Origin of the sequence: Krasilnikovia cinnamomea, from assembly GCF_004217545.1 — a bacterium.
Lineage (GTDB): Bacteria > Actinomycetota > Actinomycetes > Mycobacteriales > Micromonosporaceae > Actinoplanes > Actinoplanes cinnamomeus.
Window position 1 is genome coordinate 4,893,596 of sequence record NZ_SHKY01000001.1, and the last position, 19,832, is coordinate 4,913,427.

General features: G+C 70.1%; 21 protein-coding genes and 2 tRNA genes. 21 read left to right on the forward strand and 2 right to left on the reverse strand.

Annotated elements, in window-relative coordinates; genetic code table 11:
- Position 1 precedes the first annotated feature (1 nt).
- Genes EV385_RS22440 through EV385_RS22455 form a run of 4 tightly spaced genes read left to right on the forward strand, consistent with a single transcriptional unit; the run spans position 2 to position 4,587 of the window.
- Positions 2–1,219: a deoxyguanosinetriphosphate triphosphohydrolase gene (locus tag EV385_RS22440; RefSeq protein ID WP_130511242.1), complete on the forward strand. Its 1,218-nt coding sequence runs from the start codon at positions 2–4 to the stop codon at positions 1,217–1,219.
- A complete protein-coding gene (dnaG, locus tag EV385_RS22445) occupies positions 1,209–3,089 on the forward strand; it encodes a DNA primase (protein ID WP_130511243.1) in 1,881 nt (626 codons plus the stop codon). The genes EV385_RS22440 and dnaG overlap by 11 nt, the downstream gene beginning before the upstream one ends.
- Positions 3,086–3,616, forward strand: a complete 531-nt coding sequence (locus EV385_RS22450) for a hypothetical protein (protein WP_130511244.1) — start codon at positions 3,086–3,088, stop codon at positions 3,614–3,616. Before dnaG ends, EV385_RS22450 begins: the two co-directional genes overlap by 4 nt.
- Complete coding sequence (locus tag EV385_RS22455) at positions 3,616–4,587, forward strand: ABC transporter ATP-binding protein (RefSeq protein WP_130511245.1); 972 nt, start codon at positions 3,616–3,618, stop codon at positions 4,585–4,587. Before EV385_RS22450 ends, EV385_RS22455 begins: the two co-directional genes overlap by 1 nt.
- Before the next feature lie 139 nt (positions 4,588–4,726).
- Here EV385_RS22455 and EV385_RS22460 read toward each other — a convergent pair whose 3' ends face one another.
- Positions 4,727–5,221: a TIGR00725 family protein gene (locus tag EV385_RS22460; protein ID WP_130511246.1), complete on the reverse strand. Its 495-nt coding sequence runs from the start codon at positions 5,219–5,221 to the stop codon at positions 4,727–4,729.
- A 267-nt stretch (positions 5,222–5,488) separates the two neighbouring features.
- Between EV385_RS22460 and EV385_RS22465 the strand changes: the two genes are divergently transcribed.
- The 4 genes from EV385_RS22465 to EV385_RS22480 all read left to right on the forward strand — a co-directional run bounded on the left by EV385_RS22465 (position 5,489) and on the right by EV385_RS22480 (position 9,947).
- Complete coding sequence (locus EV385_RS22465; RefSeq protein WP_130511247.1) at positions 5,489–6,247, forward strand: ABC transporter permease; 759 nt, start codon at positions 5,489–5,491, stop codon at positions 6,245–6,247.
- A gap of 9 nt (positions 6,248–6,256) precedes the next feature.
- Positions 6,257–7,066 (forward strand): ABC transporter permease, encoded by an 810-nt coding sequence (locus EV385_RS22470; protein ID WP_130511248.1) that lies wholly within the window; start codon positions 6,257–6,259, stop codon positions 7,064–7,066.
- 170 nt (positions 7,067–7,236) lie between these two features.
- Positions 7,237–8,373 (forward strand): YihY/virulence factor BrkB family protein, encoded by a 1,137-nt coding sequence (locus EV385_RS22475; RefSeq protein ID WP_130511249.1) that lies wholly within the window; start codon positions 7,237–7,239, stop codon positions 8,371–8,373.
- A 404-nt stretch (positions 8,374–8,777) separates the two neighbouring features.
- Positions 8,778–9,947, forward strand: a complete 1,170-nt coding sequence (locus EV385_RS22480; protein WP_130511250.1) for a TIM barrel protein — start codon at positions 8,778–8,780, stop codon at positions 9,945–9,947.
- Between the two features lie 61 nt (positions 9,948–10,008).
- Here the strand turns inward: EV385_RS22480 and EV385_RS22485 are convergent, their stop codons facing one another.
- On the reverse strand, positions 10,009–10,335 hold the full coding sequence (locus EV385_RS22485; protein WP_130511251.1) for a hypothetical protein: 327 nt from the start codon (positions 10,333–10,335) through the stop codon (positions 10,009–10,011).
- A gap of 179 nt (positions 10,336–10,514) precedes the next feature.
- On the opposite strand from EV385_RS22485, the gene EV385_RS22490 reads away from it, so the two are divergent.
- The 13 genes from EV385_RS22490 (at position 10,515) to EV385_RS22550 (ending at position 19,764) form a co-directional block, all read left to right on the forward strand.
- Positions 10,515–10,587, forward strand: a tRNA-Asn gene (locus tag EV385_RS22490).
- A 106-nt stretch (positions 10,588–10,693) separates the two neighbouring features.
- The gene (locus EV385_RS22495; RefSeq protein ID WP_130511252.1) at positions 10,694–11,959 is read left to right on the forward strand and encodes an NAD(P)/FAD-dependent oxidoreductase; all 1,266 of its coding nucleotides are present in this window, start codon (positions 10,694–10,696) and stop codon (positions 11,957–11,959) included.
- 111 nt (positions 11,960–12,070) lie between these two features.
- A tRNA-Ile gene (locus tag EV385_RS22500) sits at positions 12,071–12,147 on the forward strand.
- Between the two features lie 71 nt (positions 12,148–12,218).
- Entirely contained in the window at positions 12,219–13,172 is a 954-nt protein-coding gene (locus EV385_RS22505) for a tyrosine-type recombinase/integrase (protein ID WP_130511253.1), read from the forward strand.
- On the forward strand, positions 13,169–13,660 hold the full coding sequence (locus tag EV385_RS22510) for a hypothetical protein (protein WP_130511254.1): 492 nt from the start codon (positions 13,169–13,171) through the stop codon (positions 13,658–13,660). The genes EV385_RS22505 and EV385_RS22510 overlap by 4 nt, the downstream gene beginning before the upstream one ends.
- A 132-nt stretch (positions 13,661–13,792) precedes the next feature.
- The gene (locus tag EV385_RS22515) at positions 13,793–14,077 is read left to right on the forward strand and encodes a hypothetical protein (protein ID WP_207229898.1); all 285 of its coding nucleotides are present in this window, start codon (positions 13,793–13,795) and stop codon (positions 14,075–14,077) included.
- Between the two features lie 352 nt (positions 14,078–14,429).
- Positions 14,430–16,238, forward strand: coding sequence for a toprim domain-containing protein (locus EV385_RS22520; RefSeq protein ID WP_130511255.1), 1,809 nt, complete (start codon positions 14,430–14,432; stop codon positions 16,236–16,238).
- Between the two features lie 163 nt (positions 16,239–16,401).
- Positions 16,402–16,857 (forward strand): hypothetical protein, encoded by a 456-nt coding sequence (locus EV385_RS22525; protein WP_130511256.1) that lies wholly within the window; start codon positions 16,402–16,404, stop codon positions 16,855–16,857.
- Positions 16,838–17,050 (forward strand): hypothetical protein, encoded by a 213-nt coding sequence (locus tag EV385_RS22530; protein ID WP_130511257.1) that lies wholly within the window; start codon positions 16,838–16,840, stop codon positions 17,048–17,050. Before EV385_RS22525 ends, EV385_RS22530 begins: the two co-directional genes overlap by 20 nt.
- Positions 17,032–17,283 (forward strand): hypothetical protein, encoded by a 252-nt coding sequence (locus EV385_RS22535; RefSeq protein ID WP_130511258.1) that lies wholly within the window; start codon positions 17,032–17,034, stop codon positions 17,281–17,283. The genes EV385_RS22530 and EV385_RS22535 overlap by 19 nt, the downstream gene beginning before the upstream one ends.
- Positions 17,280–17,696: a hypothetical protein gene (locus tag EV385_RS22540; RefSeq protein ID WP_130511259.1), complete on the forward strand. Its 417-nt coding sequence runs from the start codon at positions 17,280–17,282 to the stop codon at positions 17,694–17,696. Before EV385_RS22535 ends, EV385_RS22540 begins: the two co-directional genes overlap by 4 nt.
- A 268-nt stretch (positions 17,697–17,964) precedes the next feature.
- Positions 17,965–18,249, forward strand: coding sequence for a hypothetical protein (locus tag EV385_RS22545; protein ID WP_165449556.1), 285 nt, complete (start codon positions 17,965–17,967; stop codon positions 18,247–18,249).
- Between the two features lie 282 nt (positions 18,250–18,531).
- Positions 18,532–19,764, forward strand: a complete 1,233-nt coding sequence (locus tag EV385_RS22550) for a phage major capsid protein (protein WP_130511261.1) — start codon at positions 18,532–18,534, stop codon at positions 19,762–19,764.
- The last annotated feature ends 68 nt before the right edge of the window (positions 19,765–19,832 follow it).

The window sequence follows — 19,832 nt, forward strand, 5'->3', positions numbered from 1 at the left end:
CGTGACCGCGGACGCCGACCGGTGGGTTCCCGAACCCGCCAAGGACAGCGGGTACGGGCGCACCCCGTTCGAGCGTGACCGTGCCCGGGTGCTGCACTCCGCCGCCTTCCGCCGCCTGGCCACGAAGACCCAGGTGCACACCGCCGGCTCCGACGACTTCCCGCGTACGCGGCTGACCCACTCGCTGGAGGTCGCGCAGATCTCCCGCGAGATGGGCGCCCGGCTGGGCTGCGACCCGGATGTCGTCGACGTCGCCGGGCTCGCCCACGATCTCGGGCACCCGCCGTTCGGCCACAACGGCGAGCAGGCCCTGGACGCGGTCGCCCAGCCCTGCGGCGGTTTCGAGGGCAACGCCCAGACGCTGCGGGTGCTCGCCCGGCTGGAGGCCAAGGTCGCCGGGGCGGGCCTCAACCTCACCCGGGCCTCGCTGGACGCGAGCTGCAAGTACCCGTGGCCCCGCAAGCCCGGCACCCGCAAGTTCGGGGTGTACGCCGACGACGCCGAGGTCTTCGCGTGGGTCCGCGCGGGCGCACCGACCGGCGAGCGTCGCTGCCTGGAGGCGCAGGTCATGGACTGGGCGGACGACGTCGCGTACTCCGTGCACGACGTGGAGGACGGCATCCACGGCGGCTACGTGGCGCTGCGCCCGCTGCTCGACGACCCGGACGAACGCGCCGCGTTGTGCGCCGACGCCGCCGCCGCGTACTCCGACGAGCCGACGGACGCGCTGGCGGGTGCCCTCGATCAGCTGCTGGCCGACGAGGTGGTCCGCGCGGTCGCCGACTACGACGGCGGGTTGGCCGCGCAGATCGCGCTCAAGCGGATGACCAGCGTGCTCACCGGCCGGTTCGTGGCCTCCGCGGTGGGCGCGACCACCAGCCGCTACGGCACGGCTCCGGTACGCCGCTACGCCGCCGACCTGATTGTCCCCCGTACGGTGCGTAAGCAGTGCGCCCTGCTCAAGGGCATGGCCCTGCGGTACGTGATGCGCGCCCGCGCCGCCGAGCGGTGGTACGAGCGGCAGCGCCAGATCCTGACGGAGCTGGTGGAGGTGCTGACCCGGCGCGCTCCGGAGCATCTGGACCCGATGTTCGCCCCGCTGTGGAAGGCGGCCGCCGACGATGCCGCGCGCCTGCGGGTGGTGATCGATCAGGTGGCGTCACTGACCGATCACGGCGCGGTGGCGTGGCACCGGACCCTCGTGGCGGATGCGGGGTGACGCAGGGCAGGATGTACCGGTGGCCAGGGTCAGGGATGAGGACATCGCGCTGGTCCGCGACCGTACCTCGATCGCCGAGGTGATCAGCGAGACGGTCACGCTGCGCTCGGCGGGTGGCGGCAATCTCAAGGGCCTGTGCCCGTTCCACGACGAGAAGACCCCGTCGTTCACAGTCTCGCCTGCCCGAAATGTCTACTTTTGCCATGGCTGCGGTGCGGGCGGCGACGCCATCAAGTTCCTCATGGACGCCGAGCACCTGACGTTCATCGAGTCGGTGGAACGCCTCGCCGGCAAGGCGGGCCTGCAGCTGCGCTACGAGGAGACCGGCCGTACCCAAACCGGCCCCCGCCCGGCCGCGGGCCAGAAGCAGCGCCTGGTCGCGGCGCATGCCGCCGCGGCCGACTTCTACCGCGAGCAGCTCACCACCCCGGCCGCCCGGGTGGCCCGCGAATTCCTCGCCCAGCGCGGCTTCGGCCGCGACGCCGCGCAGAACTACGGCTGCGGTTTCGCCCCCGAGGGCTGGGACAACCTGACCAGGCACCTGCGCCAGCAGGGCTTCACCGCCGACGAGCTGACCACGGCGGGGCTGGCGAAGCCGGCCCGCTCCGGCTCGCTGATCGACCGCTTCCGGCGCCGCCTGATCTGGCCCATCCGAGACCTGACCGGCGACGTCATCGGGTTCGGGGCGCGCAAGCTGTTCGAGGATGACGACGGCCCGAAATACCTGAACACGCCCGAGACGCCGCTGTACAAGAAGTCCCATGTGCTCTACGGCATCGACCACGCGAAACGCGAGATCGCCCGGCAGGGCCGCGCCGTGATCGTGGAGGGCTACACCGACGTGATGGCCTGCCACGAGGCCGGGGTGCCGACCGCCGTGGCGACCTGCGGCACCGCGTTCGGCGCGGACCACATCGGCGTGCTGCGCCGGCTGCTGATGGACAGCGACAGCTTCGCCGGCGAGATCATCTTCACCTTCGACGGGGACGCGGCCGGGCAGAAGGCGGCGCTGCGGGCGTTCGAGGAGGATCAGCGCTTCGTCGGCCGTACCTTCATCGCGGTCAGCCCGGACAACATGGACCCGTGCGAGCTGCGCCTGGCCAAGGGCGACCTGGCCGTGCGCGACCTCGTCGCGCGGCGCGAGCCGCTGGTGGACTTCGCGCTGCGGCAGGTGCTGTCCCGCTTCGACCTGGACACCGTCGAGGGCCGGGTGGAGGCGATGCGGAAGGCCGCGCCGCTGGTCGCGAAGATCAAAGACCGGGAGAAGCGACCCGAGTACGCGCGCAAGCTCGCCGGCGATCTCGGCATGGACGTCGAGCCGGTGCAGCGGGCCGTGGCCGCCGCGGCGGGCGGCGAGTCGCCCGCCCCGTCGCCGCGGATCCCGGCGCAGCCCGCCGACAGCCCGCAACGGCTGGTGGAGCGGGAGGCGCTGAAGCTGGCCCTGCAGGTGCCGGTGCTGGCCGGGCCGATGTTCGACGCGCTGGGCCCGGAGACCTACGGCCACCCGGTGTTCCAGGCCGTGCGCATCGCCATCGCGGAAGCGGGCGGCACGGCCGCGGCCACCGGCGGCGCGGTCTGGATCGAGGCGGTCCGGGACGCCTGCGCGGACCTGGGCGGCAAGGCGCTGGTCGGCGAGCTGGCGGTGGAACCGCTGCACGTCGACGGCGAGCCCGACCCCCGGTACGTGCAGGTCACGCTGGCCCGGCTGCAGGTCGGCGCGGTGACCACCCGGATCCGGGATCTGAAGTCCAAGGTGCAGCGGGTCAACCCGGTGGCACACAAGGACGAGTACCTGGCGCTGGCCGGAGAACTCTTCTCGCTGGAACAACACGCACGCGCACTACGCGAACAGGCGGCAGGTGGACTGTGAAGCTGCTACGACGACGCCCCAAACTGCCCGCGGCCTCCCGGCCCGCCCTGCACCCCGACGAGCGCGTGCTCGCCTGGGCGTACGTGGGCCCGGAGCCGGGCGGCCCGGTGGTGGTGGCGACGAACCAGGGGCTGTGGCTGCCCGAGCGGGCCCGGCTCGGCTGGCACGAGATCCACAAGGCGGCGTGGTCCGGGCGGGAGCTGCGGATCACCCCGGCCGACGTCGCCGAGCAGCGCGACGGCTACAAGGTGCTGGTGGACGGGCCGATCGTGACGTGCCTGCTGCTGGAGCCGGGGGAGCTGCCCGATCAGGTACGCGCCCGGGTGACCCGGTCGGTGGCGTACACCGCGCACCACGCGTTGTCGCCCGGCGGGGTGCGGGTGGTGGGCCGGCGGGTCAGCGGCGTCGACGGCCTGAGCTGGGCCGTCCGCTACGACTCCGGCACCCCCGTGGACGCGGAACCGGTGATCGAGCTGACCGATGAGCTGGTCGGCGTCGCGCGGGAGGCGACCGCCCCGCCGGCGTGATGCGGCGCCCGACGTCGGACCCCTTCACTAGGGTCAGCCGGGTGAGCGACCAACCACTAATCCACGCCCGCGGTCTGGTCAAACGGTTCGGTGACTTCACGGCGGTCGACGGCATCGACGTCGACGTGATGCCGGGGGAGTCGTTCGGCTTCCTCGGTCCCAACGGCGCCGGCAAGAGCTCCACCATGCGCATGATCGGCTGCGTGTCCCCGCCGACCGACGGGGTGCTGCGCATCCTCGGCCGGGACCCGCGCCGCGACGGCCCGGCGATCCGGGCGCGCCTCGGGGTGTGCCCCCAGCTGGACAACCTCGACCCGGAGCTGACGGTCCGGGAGAATCTGACGACCTACGCCCGTTTCTTCGGCATCCCCCGCCGGGTGGCCCGCGCCCGCGCCGCCGAGTTGCTGGAGTTCGTGCAGCTCAGCGAGCGGGCGGCGAGCAAGGTGGAGCCGCTGTCCGGCGGGATGAAACGGCGGCTCACGATCGCCCGCGCCCTGGTCAACGAGCCCGAGCTGATCCTGCTCGACGAGCCCACCACGGGCCTGGATCCGCAGGCCCGGCACCTGGTGTGGGAGCGGCTGTTCCGGCTCAAGCAGCGGGGCGTCACGCTCGTGCTCACCACGCACTACATGGACGAGGCCGAGCAGCTCTGCGACCGCCTCGTCGTGATGGACGGGGGCCGGATCGTCGCCGAGGGCTCGCCCCGCGCCCTGATCGAGCGGCACTCGACGCGCGAGGTCGTGGAGCTGCGGTTCAACGTGGAGTCCCAGGACGTCTTCGCGGACAAGCTGGACGGCGTGGGGGAGCGGGTCGAGGTGCTGCCCGACCGGGTGCTGCTGTACGTGGCGGACGGCGACGAGGCGGTGGCCGACGTGCACCGGCGCGCCCTCACCCCGGCGAGCGTGCTGGTACGCCGCAGCAGCCTCGAGGACGTCTTCCTGCACCTGACCGGCCGGACGCTGGTGGACTAACAAACCACACGTGACCCCTCCTTCGCCCTGCCACGCGATTCCGAAGCTCGGTCGAGCCCCGATGCAACGGCGGGGGTCACCCCAGAGGGTTCTCAACGGTAACGAGGAGGCCGAGCGTCACGCCAGGCCGGGATGGCGCTCAGGCTCCCGGCACTGAGTCGGTTTGGCTGCTCAGAACCATATCGACAGCTTCTTGAGGTGTGTCGACGGAGTGCAGGCCGGGCACTGATGCGCCGTCCTTGTCGACTAGGCTCCAGCCTGCGAGGCAAACCACTGGGATATTGCCACGCCGCTTGGCCAGGGCTATCTCACTGAGCGTTCCCCAAGAACCGCCCACCGAGATCACGGCGTCGGCGCTCCAAACGATGATGGCATTCCTCGCCTCACCCATGTTGGTGACGATTGTGGCTGTCAGGTCGGGGGATGCGCCTTCTCGGGAGTTTCCCGGACGAATTCCAATGACGATGCCGCCCCTTGCCTTCACGCCGCTCGCCACGGCCTCCATCACGCCGATGCCCCCACCGCATATGACAACAGCGCCTGCGTCTGCGAGCAATTCACCGACCTTTCGGGCGTTGGCCTTGTCCTCGTCGGTGCAATAGCGCGGGCCGCAAACCGCAACCTGAAACGTCATTTGTTGGTCACCTATGCAGACGGAGGTTCTCGACTGGCCGTGTAGACGTTGAACGGTAAGGAGGTCTCGCACGACATCGAGTACCTCCCATCCTTTGGCCGTACAGTACGCACGGCAGGACTCCTCCTGGCGTGCTGGCGACGTCGACGGGTCTGAGTCGCCACGGTGGGACGAGAGGCGGACGTAGATGATCGTACGTAGTGGCGCGTGTGGAGGGGTTGCGCGTCATGTTGGAAAGGGCATCCTCCCGGACGCTGGTGGACTGAGATGACCGCGACCCTCTCGGTGCTGGAGTATCACCTGGCCAGCTACCGCCGTATCTGGCGCTCCAGCGTGCTCTCGTCGTTCGTGCTGCCCCTGATGACCATGCTGGGCTTCGGGGTGGGCGTCGGCGCGTACGTCACCGGCGGAGTCGACGGGGTGCCGTACCTGGACTGGATGGTGCCCGGGCTGATCGCCTCGACCGCCGCGCAGGTCGCGATCGGCGACTCGGCGTGGCCGGTGTTCGGCAACTTCGAATGGACCAGGACGTACTTCGGGCAGGCCGCCGCCCCGCCACGGGTCGCGGACATTCTCGCCGGGCACCTGGCGTTCGTCGTGTTCCGCGCGGTCACCGCCGCCGGTGCGTTCCTGCTGATCGCCACGGCGTTCGGCACGATGCACTCCTGGTGGGCCCCGGCCACGGTGCTGGTGGGCGCCCTGCTCGGGCTCGCGGTGGCCACCCCCACGTTCGCGTACGCGGCCGCGGTGCGCAGCGACAGCTACCTGGCGATCCTGTTCCGGCTCGGGGTGCTGCCGATGTCGCTGTTCTCCGGGGTCTTCTTCCCGGTCGACGCGCTGCCCGACGTGCTGCGCTGGGTCGCGTACGCGCTGCCGCTGTGGCACGCCGTGGATCTGAGCCGGGCCGCCACCCTCGGGGTCGCCCCCACCGGGTCGGTGGCCGTGCATGTGGCGTACCTGGCGGTGTGGGCGGGCGCCGGATGGTGGCTGGCATACCGGCGGTTCCACCGTCGGCTCGTGGTGTGAGGGGACGTGATGGTGACTCTGGTGCTGCCGCGGCTGGTGTCCTTCGAGGGCGCCGGGCGCCGCTCGGCCTCGGTGGTGGAGCGCAACGTCGCCGCGCTGCGCACCGCGTACTGGGTGGTGCTGCTCTCCGGATTCCTGGAGCCGGTGTTGTACCTGCTCTCGATCGGCGTCGGCGTGGGCGCCCTGGTCGGCGACCTGACACTGCCGGACGGCCGGGTGGTCGGGTACGCGGCGTTCGTGGCCCCGGCGATGCTGGCGTCCTCGGCGATGAGCGGAGCGCTGGCCGAGACCACCTTCAACTTCTTCGGGAAGATGAAGTACATGCGGCTGTACGACGGGATGCTGGCTACCCCGGTACGGCCGATCGAGGTGGCCTCCGGCGAGCTGGCCTGGGCGATGATCCGTGGCAACATGTACGCCGCGGCCTTCCTGGTGGTCATGGTGGTCATGGGCCTGACCTCGGCCGGGCTGGCGCTGGTCGCGTTCGCGGCGGCCGCGCTGGTGGGTTTCGCCTTCGGCGCGGCCGGGATGGCGCTGGCCACGTTCATGCGCAGCTGGCAGGACTTCGACCTGATGGTGACGGTGCAGTTCGCCCTGTTCCTGTTCTCCGGAACGTTCGTGCCGGCGCAGGCGTACCCCACGGTGCTGCGCTGGCTGGTGGAGGTGACCCCGCTGTACCGCTCGGTGCACCTGATCCGGGGGATCACCACGGGGGTGTTCGAGCCGAGCCAGCTCGCCGACGTGGCGTACCTGCTGGTGCTGCTGGGGGTGGGGCTGGCCGTGGCGGGGCGGCGGATGGAGCGTCTGTTGTGCCGGTGAGCGCCGCCCGTCCACCCGTTGGTGGGTATCGCGCTGGTCCCCGCCGGGATTAGACGAGACTGGTGGCGGGAATCAGGTGGGCAGGTCGTACGCCCGGTACGCGCCGGATCGTGCGGGCGGCGGCCGGGCAGACGCAGGTGCCGTACCCGGGTCCGGAGGGAAGCCCCGCCATGAAGCTCTTTCACAAGTCCGACGAGCGAACTGACGACGCGCGGGCGGCCGAGGCCGGCAAACGCGACACCGCCCGCAACGTCGCGGGCGCCGACCGCCCGGATGCGGCGACCGACGACGGGCGTCCCGGTGCCACGGACGGGCCTCCCGGCCCGGACGAGGGCCCAAGCGGTCCGTCGAAGCTGTCGGGCAAGAGCAAGCTGGCCGCCCTCAAGCGGACCTTCCAGCAGTTCTCGCAGGACAACATCTCGGACTGGGCGGCCGCGCTGACGTACTACGGCGTGTTGTCGATCTTCCCGGCGGCGCTGGTGCTGGTGTCGGTCGCGGGCATGCTCAGCACGGACGGGCAGCAGACCGTCCAGGACACGGTCCGCCAGATCGCCCCCAACGATCAGCTGCAGGGTCTCGTCGACACGGTGCTGGGCCAGGTGAAGGACCCGGGCACGGCGGGCCTGGCCGCGATCATCGGTCTCCTGGTCGCGTTCTGGTCGGCGTCCGGGTACATCGCCGCGTTCATGCGCGCCTCGAACGCCATCTACGACGTACCCGAGGGCCGCCCGATCTGGATGACCCTGCCGATCCGGGTCGGCGTCACCGCCGTCATCGGCATCATGCTCATGCTCTCCGCCGTCATCGTGGTCTTCACCGGCGATCTCGCCCAGGTCGTCGGCGACAAGCTGGGGCTGGGCGCGGCCGCGGTCACCACCTGGAACATCGTCAAATGGCCGGTGCTGGTCGTCCTGGTCAGCCTGATGTTCGCGATCCTGTACTGGGCCTCGCCGAACGCCAAGACCGGCGGCTTCCGGTGGGTGAGCCCTGGCGGGGTCTTCGCCGTGCTGCTGTGGATCACCGCCTCGGTGGCGTTCGCGATCTACCTGGCCAACTTCGCCAACTACAACAAGACGTACGGCACCCTGGGCGGTGTCATCGCCTTCCTGGTCTGGCTGTGGATCTCCAACATCGCGATCCTGCTCGGCGCCGAACTGGACGCAGAACTGGAGCGCGGCCGCGCCATCGCCGCCGGGCACTCGCCCGACGACGAGCCGTTCCTGCAACTGCGCGACGACCGCAAGCTCAAGAAGGGCAGCGAGAAGGGCCTCAGCACGCACAACACGGCGGACGCCGGCACCCGGTAGCGCGAGCGCGCCGGGTGCCTCGTCCCCCCATGGAGGGATCGTGTCCGAACGTGCATTTGATGCACGAGGGTGGTCGCTCTCCGTGGTGTGCCGACTTGTCCCCCCACCTTTCCGGAGCAGGTCACCGCGGGCAAGCTGATAGACGGGCGGCGATGTATACCCCTTCGCCAAGGTCCTGTTCCCGCCGGTCGTGGCACCGCACCTCGCCCGCGCCGGTGATCCGGCGAGCCGTCCACCCGCGTATCCCGGGACGAGCACCCCACGGATGGAGGCGTCATGGCAACGCTGCGGTCCGCCACGCGCGCGTCGGAAGTCCACGATCCACCGGTCCATACTGGATTCCTGAGCACGGTCCGATGCACGTGCATCTGCATCGGCCCAGCCCTGGTCCCGGGAGGACACTGATGCGGTTGCGCCACCGTTCGGGCCGAATCGTCCACCTCGGCTGCGACCTCAACCTCCCGCCCGCCCGTGACCTCGCCGCACTCATCGCCCAACTGGACACGTACGCCAATGCCGTGCGTGCCCGGCTCGAGCTCGACACCCTCGCGGTCGCCCTCCGGCTGCCGCCCGCCCTGGCCGCTCTGCTCGCCGCCAACGGCCGCGCCCGCATCCGGCTCCGTGCCGCGCTCGACGCCCACGCCCTCGAAGTCGTCACCCTGAACGGCGTACAGTACGACGACGAATTGGTTACCCAGAGTAATCAGCCCGACTGGAGCGTCGCGGCCCGGCTGGAGTACACCCTGGACCTCGCCCGCATTCTCGTCGACCTGCTCCCGGGCGACACCGTCCGCGGCACCGTCAGCACCGTGGGCCTGGGGCGCCGCGCCGACTGGGACACCGACCGGGAACGATCCTGCGCCCGCCTGCTCGGCCGGCTCTCCAGCGGGCTCGCCGAGATCGCCTGGCAGACCGGCCGCGCCGTCCGAGTCGGCTTCCAGCCCGCACCCGGGCAGGTACTGGGCACCGCCGAACAGACCGCCGCCGCGCTCGCGAACGTCGACAAGGACCGGCTCGGCATCTGCCTCGACCTGGCCGACCTCGCCTGCAGCTGGCAGGACCCGGCCGACGCGCTCGCCCGCCTCGCCGAAGCCGGGCTGTCGATCGTCCAGGCGCGGATCGCCGCCGCCGTCGAGGCCGCCGACCCCGACCAGGCCGCCGACGCGCTACAGACCTACCTCGACGACGGCCTCCGCTACCCCGTCACCACCCCCGACGGCGGCTACTTCGACGACCTGCCGCAGGCGCTCGGCGCCGCCGCGCCCGGACCCTGGCGGATCCGATGTCCCGCACCGCTGCACACCGCCCCCGGCTCCGCCCTGACCGCGACCACGGAGGTGTGGCGCACCGCGGTGCGCCACCTGATGGCCGGGGACACCCCCGCCACCGAGTTCATCGACGTGGCCGCCGGCACCTGGCCGCAGCCCCGACCGGCCGGGGACCTCGGCCGGCCCCGCGGGTGGTCGGCCGACCCGGTCACCCAGGCCGACGCCATCGCGGCGGAGTACTCGTACGCCCACGCGGAACTCACCGGCCGCGGCCTGTCGCCGCCGACGGCGGCCCGCGCCGCCTGAACCGCCCCGCCCACGCAATCGGGGCCGCCCAGCAGGGCGGCCCCGATCACACGAAGCGGTCTCAGTACGTCTTGCCGGCGCTGTTCGACCCAGACAGCGAGTCGCTGGCCGCCGTCACCTTCGCGGAGCGCGTGTTCGAGCCTGCCGAAGCCGAGCTCTCCGCCGGGTGCATCATCTCGCCGAGCTTCGACGAATTGAGCTTGTCCTTGCCCTCGGAGTACAGCTTGTTGGCCTGAGCCTGGGCAACGCCAGCGGCCTCCTGCACCGTCGGGTGCTCCCACAGCTTCTTCGCGCTGGCCCGGATCTCCTCGTACTTCTCCCGGCCGGCCCGGCTGCCCAGGACGAAGCCTGCCGCGAGACCGCCGATGAACATGAGCTTTCCGCGCATTGCGGCTCCTTCCACTCGTAGACGCGCGTGCGTCTGCGCTGGTACGTACCCATCCTGCCGGTCCGTCACACCCGGATCCCGCGTTTTGCCCATCCGGCGCGTCCCACCACCCGCCCGGCACAACACCGACCGCATCCTGTACTGTGTATCCCGTCGCCACGACAGCGCGTCTGGCGCGATCCCCTGTAGCTCAATTGGCAGAGCAGCCGGCTGTTAACCGGCAGGTTATTGGTTCGAGTCCAATCGGGGGAGCTCCTTTCACTGCCCGCCCACGAGGCGGGTTTTTGTTTGTCCTGCCCCCGGCGGCACGCGACGTTAGGCTGGGTTCCGCGTCGAATGTCCGTTGGCGAGGTGCCCAGTGTCGCAGCCCGTGCAGGTGGACGTCGCCATCATCGGCGGAGGTCTGGCCGGGCTGGCCGCCGCCCGCCGCCTCGACCGCGCCGGTGTCGAATGGCTGCTCGTCGAAGCAGCCGACCGGCTCGGCGGCCGGGTCGCCACCGACGTCGTGGAAGGCTGGCGGCTCGACCGGGGCTTCCAGGTGATCAACACGGCGTACCCCCGGCTGCCCGCCCTGGTCGACCTCGACGCCCTGGACCTGCGCTACTTCACCCCCGGCGTGCTGGTGCGCCGCGGCGGCACCCTGCACCGCCTGGAGAACCCGCTGCGCGACCCGCTCGCCGCCCCGCAGACCCTCGCCTCCGGCATCGGCAGCCTCGCCGACCGGCTCAAATTCGCCGCGCTCGCCACCCGGTGCGCCACCGCCGACCCCCGCAAGCTGCTCGACGCGCCCGAGACCACCACCGAGGAAGCGCTGCGCCGCGCCGGCCTGTCGTACCGGATCATCGAGGAGGTGCTGCGCCCGTTCCTGTCCGGCGTGCTCGCCGACCGGGCGCTGGACACCTCCAGCCACGTCCTCGCCATGGTGCTGCGCTCGTTCGCCCGGGGACGGCTCGGTGTGCCCGCCGCCGGAATGGCCGCCCTGCCCGCGGCGGTCGCCGGGCCGCTGCCGTACCCGCAACTGCTCATCGGTGCCCGTACGCTCTCGGTCAGCCCCGGCCAGGTGGTCACCGACGGCGGCGAGATCCACGCACGCGCGATCATCGTCGCCACCGACCCGGCAACCGCCGCCACCCTGCTACCCACGCTGCCGCGACCGCGGATGCACGGCCTGACCACGTACTACTTCGGTACGGGCGAGCCGCCCATCAGCGAACCCACCCTCCTCATCGACGGCGACCGGAGGGAGATCATCGCGAACACGGTCGTCGTGAGCAACGCCGCCCCCGAGTACGCCCCCGCCGGTCGCAGCCTGATCGCCGCCAGCGTCGTCGGGGTGTCGGCACCGTCCGGAGCCTCCGAGGCCGTCGTACGCACCGAACTGGCCCGGATGTACGGCGCCCCCACCGACGAGTGGGATCTGATCAGCATCGCCTCGGTGCCCGAGGCGCTGCCGGCCGCGCCGGTGCCGCAAGGCCGCCTGCGCAAACCGGTGGAACTGGGCGATGGGCTGTTCGTCGCGGGAGACCACCGCGACAGCCCCTCCATCCAAGGCGCCCTTTCCGGCGGCTGGCGCGCGGCGGGGGCCGTGCTGGCGATGTTGGGCACCGCGTCGGCTGCGGTGTGACCTGCGGGGTTGTGCGGGCGGGCCGGGGTGCGTCATCCGGATGCGTCCGAGGGGGGCGCGTGGCTCGGTGGCTCGGAGTCGGAGGTGCGGGATAGGATCGCCGCCGGTATGGGGGCGGTAGCTCAGTGGGTTAGAGCAGGGGACTCATAATCCCTCGGTCATCGGTTCGAGTCCGATCCGCCCCACCACCAGGCAAAACGTTGGGACTGTGTCCTGCATAGCGGTCGTACAGCAAGGGACTGTCGGGTACAGTGCCTCTATGAGTGCTGCGCCAATCGACCCGGACATTCCCGTCATTACACTCGATAGTGGGACCTCGCTAGACGACCTCCGGGAGCTGCTGCCCGACTGGCAGCGACACCTCCGTGCCCAGAACCGGGCGCATACGACGATCAATTCGTACCGGACCGTCGCCGACAACTTCATTCGGTATCTGGTCGATCACGGAATGCCGGTCACGGCCAGCAAGATCAATCGAGAGCACGTCGAAGCCTTCCTTGCCGACCTTGCCGAGCGCGTATCGGCCGCGACGGTGGCGAAGCATTACCGCTCGTTGCAGCAGCTATGGAAGTGGCTGCTCGATGATGGCGAGATCACCCGATCCCCAATGGAGCGGATGAAGCCGCCCACCGTGCCCGAGCAGCCTGTGCCCGTACTCCGCGACGACGACCTACGGACTCTGCTGGACGCCTGCAAGGGCAGCAGCTTCGAGAACCGGCGGGACCTTGCGATCATTCGCTTCATGATCGATACCGGGGTCCGTGTCAGCGAGCTGACCTCGATGACCGTCGACGGCGTCGACTTCACACATGACTGCGCTCACGTCCTCGGCAAGGGCCGCCGTGGTCGCGCGGTGCCGTTCGGTCAGAAGACAGGTGACAGCCTGAGCAGGTACAGGCGGGCGCGGACGCGGCACCCGATGGCGACCAAGACAGAGGCGTTCTGGCTTGGCAAGAAAGGCGCGTTGACCGTGTCGGGAATCGCTCAGATTCTCGACCGGCGTACGGCCGACGCTGGCTTGCCGCACATCCACCCGCACCAGTTCCGGCACACGTTCGCCCACCTGTTTCTCTCAGAGGGGGGACAGGAGAAGGACCTCATGAGCCTCGCTGGGTGGCGCTCGGCGCAGATGGTCGGACGATACGCGGCCAGCACCGCAGCCGAGCGCGCCATCGCTGCCCACCGCCGACTGTCCCCGGGGGATCGGCTGTGACTGACGCGCCGATGTACCGCAACCCATCGGAGATTCCGGAGCTTGCGGCGACGTTGAAGGCGCTGCGTCGGTGCAAGCCGTCGGCGCGCTCCCGCTACCTACCGATGGTGATCGCGTGCCCGCGCTGCAACGGCCGCATCGCAGCGGTGTACGCGACCGAAGCGGGGCCTGTCGTCGTCGGGTATGGCGCGGCTCGCACGACCGAGACAGTCGTGACCGAAGTTTCGATAACGAGTGGCGACCCCTTCACATGGTCGGAGGACCGCGCCCGCGCTCGTCATAGGACCGAGCCGCGCGCCCAGTTCGTCCATGAACTCGCCTCCCGCTTCGTCCCGGATGCGCATCTGCAGCACGGGCGACGCGACGTCTTCACGGCTGAGTGCGAATGCGCCACGCACAGCCTTCCGGCGGATCAGATTTTGCAGGGCCTGAGGAGCGGGCGGCGACGCGTGATGGCCATCAACACGCTCAACCCCCTGTCTAGTTAGGAACTTATTCGCGTTCTTGGTACCCGGCGGCAGGGTGGCCGCTATGCTCTAAGTCACTTATCACAGCCTGGCGACCAAGTTCGCCTTGTCGGAGTTGAGGCACCGGCCATTCCCTAAGAGGGAGGGCCAGCCGTGCCCGAATTGACACCAGAGCAGCGCTCGATGCGCGGCCGCCTCGCCGCACACGCCCGGTGGGCGCGAGAGGACCCGGAACATCACCTGCCGAAAGCCCGCGCGGCGTTCATGGACCGCTTTTCGCGCGAGGTCGATCCCGACGGCGTGCTGCCGCCCGCCGAGCGCGAGCGTCGCGCCGAGCACGCCCGCAAGAGGTACTTCACCGCACTCGCCTTCAAGAGCAGCCGTGCGCGCAGCTCGGGGCGCAAGGGGCTGCGCCGTGAAGGTGGGCGGTCGGAGTGAGAGACGACGAAGGCCGGGCTGGGCACCCGGCCAACGCCACCGACAACACTCGCGCCGTCAAGCCTACGTGCAGCGGCGACAGCCTCGTCGCGATTGCGGGCGGTGCGCCCGATCGTGCGATCCCGCGACCCCGACGAGCGGCCACGGGGGCGGGCGCCGAGCGCGTACGCCGTCGCCACGCCCTCGCCGTGGCACGTCGCCGAGGCCGGATCAGCCGGGCGCTCGACCGCCTGCTTGAGATCGGCACGAACGCCGGGGCCGAGGCCATCGACTACCACGCGACGTGGCTCGATCGTGCTCTGCCAGAGCAGCGGCAGGCGGCAGGACTCTCGGCAACGCCGAGGTGGTCGAGATGACCAGCGTGGCGACCTCTGTGAGCGCGTTCGATCGGCTCGTCGACCAGCTCGTAGCCGTGACGGGGTACATGCCGAACGGGACCGGCGTGCAGTGGAAGGCGCGCTGTCCCGCCCACGACGATCACACGCCCAGCCTCGGCATTGCCATCGCCGAGGGCTGCGCGCTCGTCTACTGCCAAGCCGGGTGCAGCATCGACGACGTGCTGAGCGCGCTCGGCCTGACACGGCGTGACCTGTACGACGAGCCGCGCCGACCCGGCCGCGAGGACTTCGCCGCCAGCTACGGGTACGTGACGGCCGAGGGGAAGCCTGCACGGACGGTCCGGCGCATCGAACAGGAGAGAAGCAAGACGTTCCGGCAGGACATCGCGGACCGCAACGCGCCCGCGCTGTACCGGTTGCCTGAGGCGCTCGCGGCGGTGGCGGCGGGCGTACCCGTTCACATTGTCGAGGGTGAAAAGGACGTGCACGCGGTCGAGACGCTCGGCGGCGTGGCGACGTGCAACGCGATGGGCGCCGAGAAATGGCGGCCAGAGTATGCCGAGCACTTCCGTGGCGCGCACGTCGTCGTCGTGTCCGATCGCGACGCGCCCGGCCGCAGGCACGCTGAGCAGGTGGCGGCCGGCCTGGCCGCGGTGGCAACCAAGGTGTGCATCGTCGAGGCAAAAGTCGGCAAGGATGCGGCCGACCACATTGCTGCGGGCTACGGCCTTGACGAGTTCGTGCTCGTCAGGGAGGTCGACCCGGCGCCGATGTTCGGCTCGTGGACCCCCGTCGACCTTGGGCCGTACCTCGACGGGCGGGTAAAGCCCGCTGAGCCGGTCGTGGGGCTCGCCCGCAGCGACGGTCTACGTCTGCTGTACCCCGGCAAGGAACATGCCGTCATCGGCGAAATGGAGGTCGGCAAGAGCTGGGTTTCCCTGGCGTGCGTCAAGGCCGAACTACTCGCGGGGAATCACGTCGTGTACATCCACTTCGAGGAGTCTGACCCGACCGGCACGATAGAGCGGCTGGTGGCGATGGACGTCCCCGAGGCCGCCATTCGGGAGCGGTTCCATTTCGTCGGCCCCGAGCAACCCCGCACGGCGGACGCCATCGCCGCCCTGGTCGAGCTGCACCCGACGCTGGTCGTGCTCGACGGCACCAATGAGGCGATGGCGTTGCACGGCTGGGGCATTCGCGAGGAGGACGGCGCGGCGGCGTTCCGCCGGTATCTGGTCAAGCCGTTCACGGCCGTCGGTGCGGCCACGCTCGCCGCCGACCACGTCGTGAAGGACGCCGAGCGGCGGGGCCGTACCGCCATCGGTTCGATCCACAAGGTCAACGGACTCTCGGGCGCACTGTTCTCGCTGGAATCCGTCGAGGCGTTCGGACGCGGCGGGCGGGGGCGCTCGCGGCTGTACGTGCTCAAAGACCGGCCCGGCCACCTCCGCCGCCACGGTCAGCGGACACGGTCCGAGCCGGGCAAGTTCTACCTCGGCGAGTTCGTCGTGGACGACACCCGGCCACCGGACCGGCCATGGCTGACCGTGGATCTCTGGCAGGCTCGCGAGCCCGCCGAGTCCGACGGGCGCGACACTGCCCGCGAGGCCGAGATCGACGAGACCGTTCTGAACGCGGTGAAGGCTCTCCACGCGGATGGGCCGGTAACCGGGCGCCGGGTTCGGGAGGCAGTGCCGTTGCGCGTCAACGCAGTCGGTGACGCTTTGGATCGGCTGGTCATGGACGGTCACCTCAGCAGAGCGAGCGGCCCGCGAGGCGCTCACGTTTTCGTTCTGACCGGTTCCGGTGACGAGGCTCCGTGACCGGGTCGCGACTGGTTCCCGTGACTGGTTCCCCCCTATAGGGGTGGGAACCGGTGGGAACCAGTCACTCGACCGGTTCCCGGGAACCAGTGGGAACCAGTGGGAACCAGTCACCGGCCGCCTCACCAGAAAGTGTCCGTGACGGACAGACAAGAGAGAGAACATGCTGACTTCCGCGCCCGGCCACAACCGGGCAGACACCATCGCCACAGTGGCCCGCTGCCTCGACGACGACGGCCCGCTGGTCCTGCTCGCCCGCGACGGCAACGACGACCTGTACCACCGTGGCCCAGTGCCCGGCGGGTCTATCTACCTCATCCCCGGACTGTGGTCCACGATGCCGCCGGACCTGTTGCGCGCGCTGCGCGCTCGCCGACGCGCCGACATCACGGGGCGGTGCGACGCCTGCGGGGCGGCCTTGACCCTGAGTACCGGGCAGATGGCGCACGAGTCCGACTGCAACGTCGGCAACGACCGCCTCCGGCCGATGCTCAGCGCGTGGCTTCGCCGCGTCGGGCGGTACGCCCGGGGCCGCCGCCTGACGGAAGACCCGCTCGACCCGATCGACCAGGCCACACCGACCAGACAGGAGCGCCGAGATGTCCAGCAAGAGAGCTAGCACGGGCAGCGCCGCGCCCGCGTCCGACGGCGACGAACATCGGCTCGACCGCGATGGCGAGCCGACACCCGTGCGCGGCGTGATGGTGCCGACAGAGCGCGACCTGTACGGGCGTGCCCGCGCGTACGTCGTCGTCGAGTCGGCGGAGGCGGCTAGCCAATGGGCGGTGGACTCGTGGCACCCGATGCCGTGATGCCAGAGGCGTCGAGACGAGACGACGCCGTCGCGCGATGGGTCGCCGGGCTGGTCGGGCGGGAGACCGACCCGGCGTTCCCGGTCGTCGCGCTCGGCAAGCGGATCGCCGTCGCGTGCGGCGCGGATGTTCTCGGTTTGACGGGCGAGGAATATGCCGCGCTCGCGGAGCGTGCACGGGCCGCCGCCAACGCGGACGTAAAGCCGCGCAAGGGCGAGAGGGAACGCCGATGAGCACGGCGACCAGTCCCGCCGTGGCCGCCGCCTCCCGGTGGCTGCGGCCGTACCTCACCGGACGGGACGGGCCGATGCAGGCGAGCGAGGTTATCGCTGCGGGGCGGCAGGCCGGACATGCCGAACGGTCGGTGCGGCGCGCGGTGCATGTTCTCGGCGTCTGCGTGCAGGGCAAGCGCACCCGGGGCGGCCAAGGCGTGCTCTGGTCGCTGCCGGTCGACGCGGGCAGCGAGCCGGACACCCGCTCGACGCCTGAGCCTCACGGCGACCGCGACGCTCGGCCCGGCGAGCCATCGCCGCCAGAGGACGCGGTGCAGATAGGACGCGAGATGGTCGCTTTCCTCAATGCCGCCTTGCTCGACCCAAGGTCGCACGAGTCGGCCGACGTGTGGCGTCGGCGTGGGCTCCTGTGAGCGCGTGAGAACGACGAACAGGCCGACGACGCGCCGCAGGACGGGCGGCCTGACGCGGGCGCGTACGAGGCAGCTCGGAGGCCGCGCGAGCGGGGAAGGGGTGTCCAAAAGTTCAGCGTCGGGCGCGCCAAGAGACCTCGCTAGCCGCGCATACCCGCGCGCGGGTTTTCAGGACCTTGGTACATAGCGTGATACAAAACGTCGCCTGGATGGCCGTCATTGGACGCCACGGCGACGATCTACCCAACGAAAACGAGGATTGATCATCATGCCGCAATATGTCGATGTAGACGAGGACGTCGGGACCGACCTCGTCGTCGCCCTCACGCTTAACCTGCCGATCGGCGGCACGCTTGGGCGCGTGAGCCTCGTTTCCTCGTTCGGTGTGGTCGCCGAGCAGGCGGACGGCCGGGCCGCCCTGTGGTCGCTCGACGACGATGGCGGTGCGTCGCGGCTGTTGGAGCTGCGCCAGGGGGCCGAGGTCACCACGTGGGTCGAGGGCCGCGAGGTGGCCCGCTATTTCGTCGCAGAATCCCTAGCGGACGGTCAGTGACGCGATACGCTGAGGCTGTAGGCGATCACCGGAGCGCCGGGAACGCGCAGAAAACCTTCTGAGGTCATGCGCCACCGGCAGCGCGCCAGAAGCCCTTTCCGAGGGCTCGCGGCGTCCGTGGGCCAGGCATGAGGCCAACTGCCGAACGCCCCGCACCCGTCGAGGTCACCTCGCTCCGAGGCACGCTCTCATTCACACGTTGACGCTGGCCGCTGCGCGAGCCGCGCCGGGGTGCCCCGCGCACTCGGAGCCCGACATTCGATCAGCGGGAGGGTTCCCAACATGACAGACATCCCGACGCGCTTCGAGCGCCTCCGTGGCGAAGCGCAAGCCAAGATCAAGGCTGTCGACGCGCTCTTGGCCGAGGCGAAGGCCGACCGACGTTCGCTCACTGAGGACGAGTCCGCGCACGCGTGGAGTCTCGTCAAGGAAGCACGCGACTCCGCGTCCGCCGCCGTCCGCGCGAAGGAAGCGGAAGGCATCCGGCAGGCGATGGCAGACCTGCTCGGCCCTGTCGGCAGCCCGTACATGCCGTCTGGCAGTGCCGCGTACGGCTCGCCGGCCGCGAAGGCGCAGCTCGGTTCCGCGTGGACAGAGGCGATGATCAAGGCGAACAGCGATCACCTTGGCCGCTACAAAGCCCTCGTGCCGAGTGGCAGCGTGATTACTGCTCTGCCCGCACCCGCTGTCACGGCGATGGGCACACCGGTGACCGGCGTTCGGGCGATCATTCCGGCCGAGCCTACGGGCGGGTCGTACAGTTTCCTCAAGCAAACAGTCAGGACGACCAATGCTCGGCCGGTTGCCCCCGGTGCCAAGAAACCGACGTCGATCTATACGACGGCGCTCATGGAGGACAGGGCTAGGGTCGTCGCACATTTGTCGGAATCGATATCTCGCATGGATCTGGCCGATGCCCCCGCGCTGAGCCAGTTCCTTGAGCTTGAGATGCGAGCCGGCCTGGAGCAGTCCATTGAGGACCAGATTATCAACGGCGACGGGATCGGCGAGAACTTCACCGGCCTGGCCAACACGTCCGGCGTGCTCACCGTTGCGTACGCGACAAGCCTGATCGCAACGACGCGTGCCGCCGTCACAGCCCTTGAGCTGCAGGGGCTACCGGGATCGGCTTGGATTCTGTCGCCGACCGACTGGGCAAATATCGAGATGAGCGCATCGTCGACCGGGAACCTGCTCCTGACGGAGTCCGGTGCCAACGTGCCCATCGAAAGCGCCTCGCGGCGATTGTGGTCCAAACCGGTTTGCGTGAGCGTCGCGTGCCCGGTGGGTACCGCCTACTTTGGAGACTTTGCCGGGTCGACGAAGCTCTTCGTTCGCGAGGATGCGCGCATCGACTGGTCGGACGCGCTTTATGATCCGGCGCGTTTCGGTGCCGGGAACGGCGGCACGTTGTTCGAGGCGAACCAGGTAGCGATGCGCGTCGAGGCCCGGCTCAATCTGGCCGTGCTCCGCCCCAGTGGCATCGTGAAGCTCGACTTGACCGAGACCCCGTAGCCGCACGACGTCACGTCAACCGAATCCGCCCCCGGCTCTTGTTTGTCGACTCGTTCAGGCCGGGGCGC

Bases quoted from the DNA above. Each gene is read 5' to 3' on its own strand.
- dnaG (WP_130511243.1), top strand. From the start codon at position 1,209: ATGCGGGGTGACGCAGGGCAGGATGTACCGGTGGCCAGGGTCAGGGAT.
- EV385_RS22455 (WP_130511245.1), top strand. From the start codon at position 3,616: ATGCGGCGCCCGACGTCGGACCCCTTCACTAGGGTCAGCCGGGTGAGC.
- EV385_RS22460 (WP_130511246.1), bottom strand. From the start codon at position 5,221: ATGACGTTTCAGGTTGCGGTTTGCGGCCCGCGCTATTGCACCGACGAG.
- EV385_RS22465 (WP_130511247.1), top strand. From the start codon at position 5,489: ATGACCGCGACCCTCTCGGTGCTGGAGTATCACCTGGCCAGCTACCGC.
- EV385_RS22470 (WP_130511248.1), top strand. From the start codon at position 6,257: ATGGTGACTCTGGTGCTGCCGCGGCTGGTGTCCTTCGAGGGCGCCGGG.
- EV385_RS22475 (WP_130511249.1), top strand. From the start codon at position 7,237: ATGAAGCTCTTTCACAAGTCCGACGAGCGAACTGACGACGCGCGGGCG.
- EV385_RS22480 (WP_130511250.1), top strand. From the start codon at position 8,778: ATGCGGTTGCGCCACCGTTCGGGCCGAATCGTCCACCTCGGCTGCGAC.
- EV385_RS22485 (WP_130511251.1), bottom strand. From the start codon at position 10,335: ATGCGCGGAAAGCTCATGTTCATCGGCGGTCTCGCGGCAGGCTTCGTC.
- EV385_RS22505 (WP_130511253.1), top strand. From the start codon at position 12,219: ATGAGTGCTGCGCCAATCGACCCGGACATTCCCGTCATTACACTCGAT.
- EV385_RS22520 (WP_130511255.1), top strand. From the start codon at position 14,430: ATGACCAGCGTGGCGACCTCTGTGAGCGCGTTCGATCGGCTCGTCGAC.
- EV385_RS22525 (WP_130511256.1), top strand. From the start codon at position 16,402: ATGCTGACTTCCGCGCCCGGCCACAACCGGGCAGACACCATCGCCACA.
- EV385_RS22530 (WP_130511257.1), top strand. From the start codon at position 16,838: ATGTCCAGCAAGAGAGCTAGCACGGGCAGCGCCGCGCCCGCGTCCGAC.
- EV385_RS22540 (WP_130511259.1), top strand. From the start codon at position 17,280: ATGAGCACGGCGACCAGTCCCGCCGTGGCCGCCGCCTCCCGGTGGCTG.
- EV385_RS22545 (WP_165449556.1), top strand. From the start codon at position 17,965: ATGCCGCAATATGTCGATGTAGACGAGGACGTCGGGACCGACCTCGTC.
- EV385_RS22550 (WP_130511261.1), top strand. From the start codon at position 18,532: ATGACAGACATCCCGACGCGCTTCGAGCGCCTCCGTGGCGAAGCGCAA.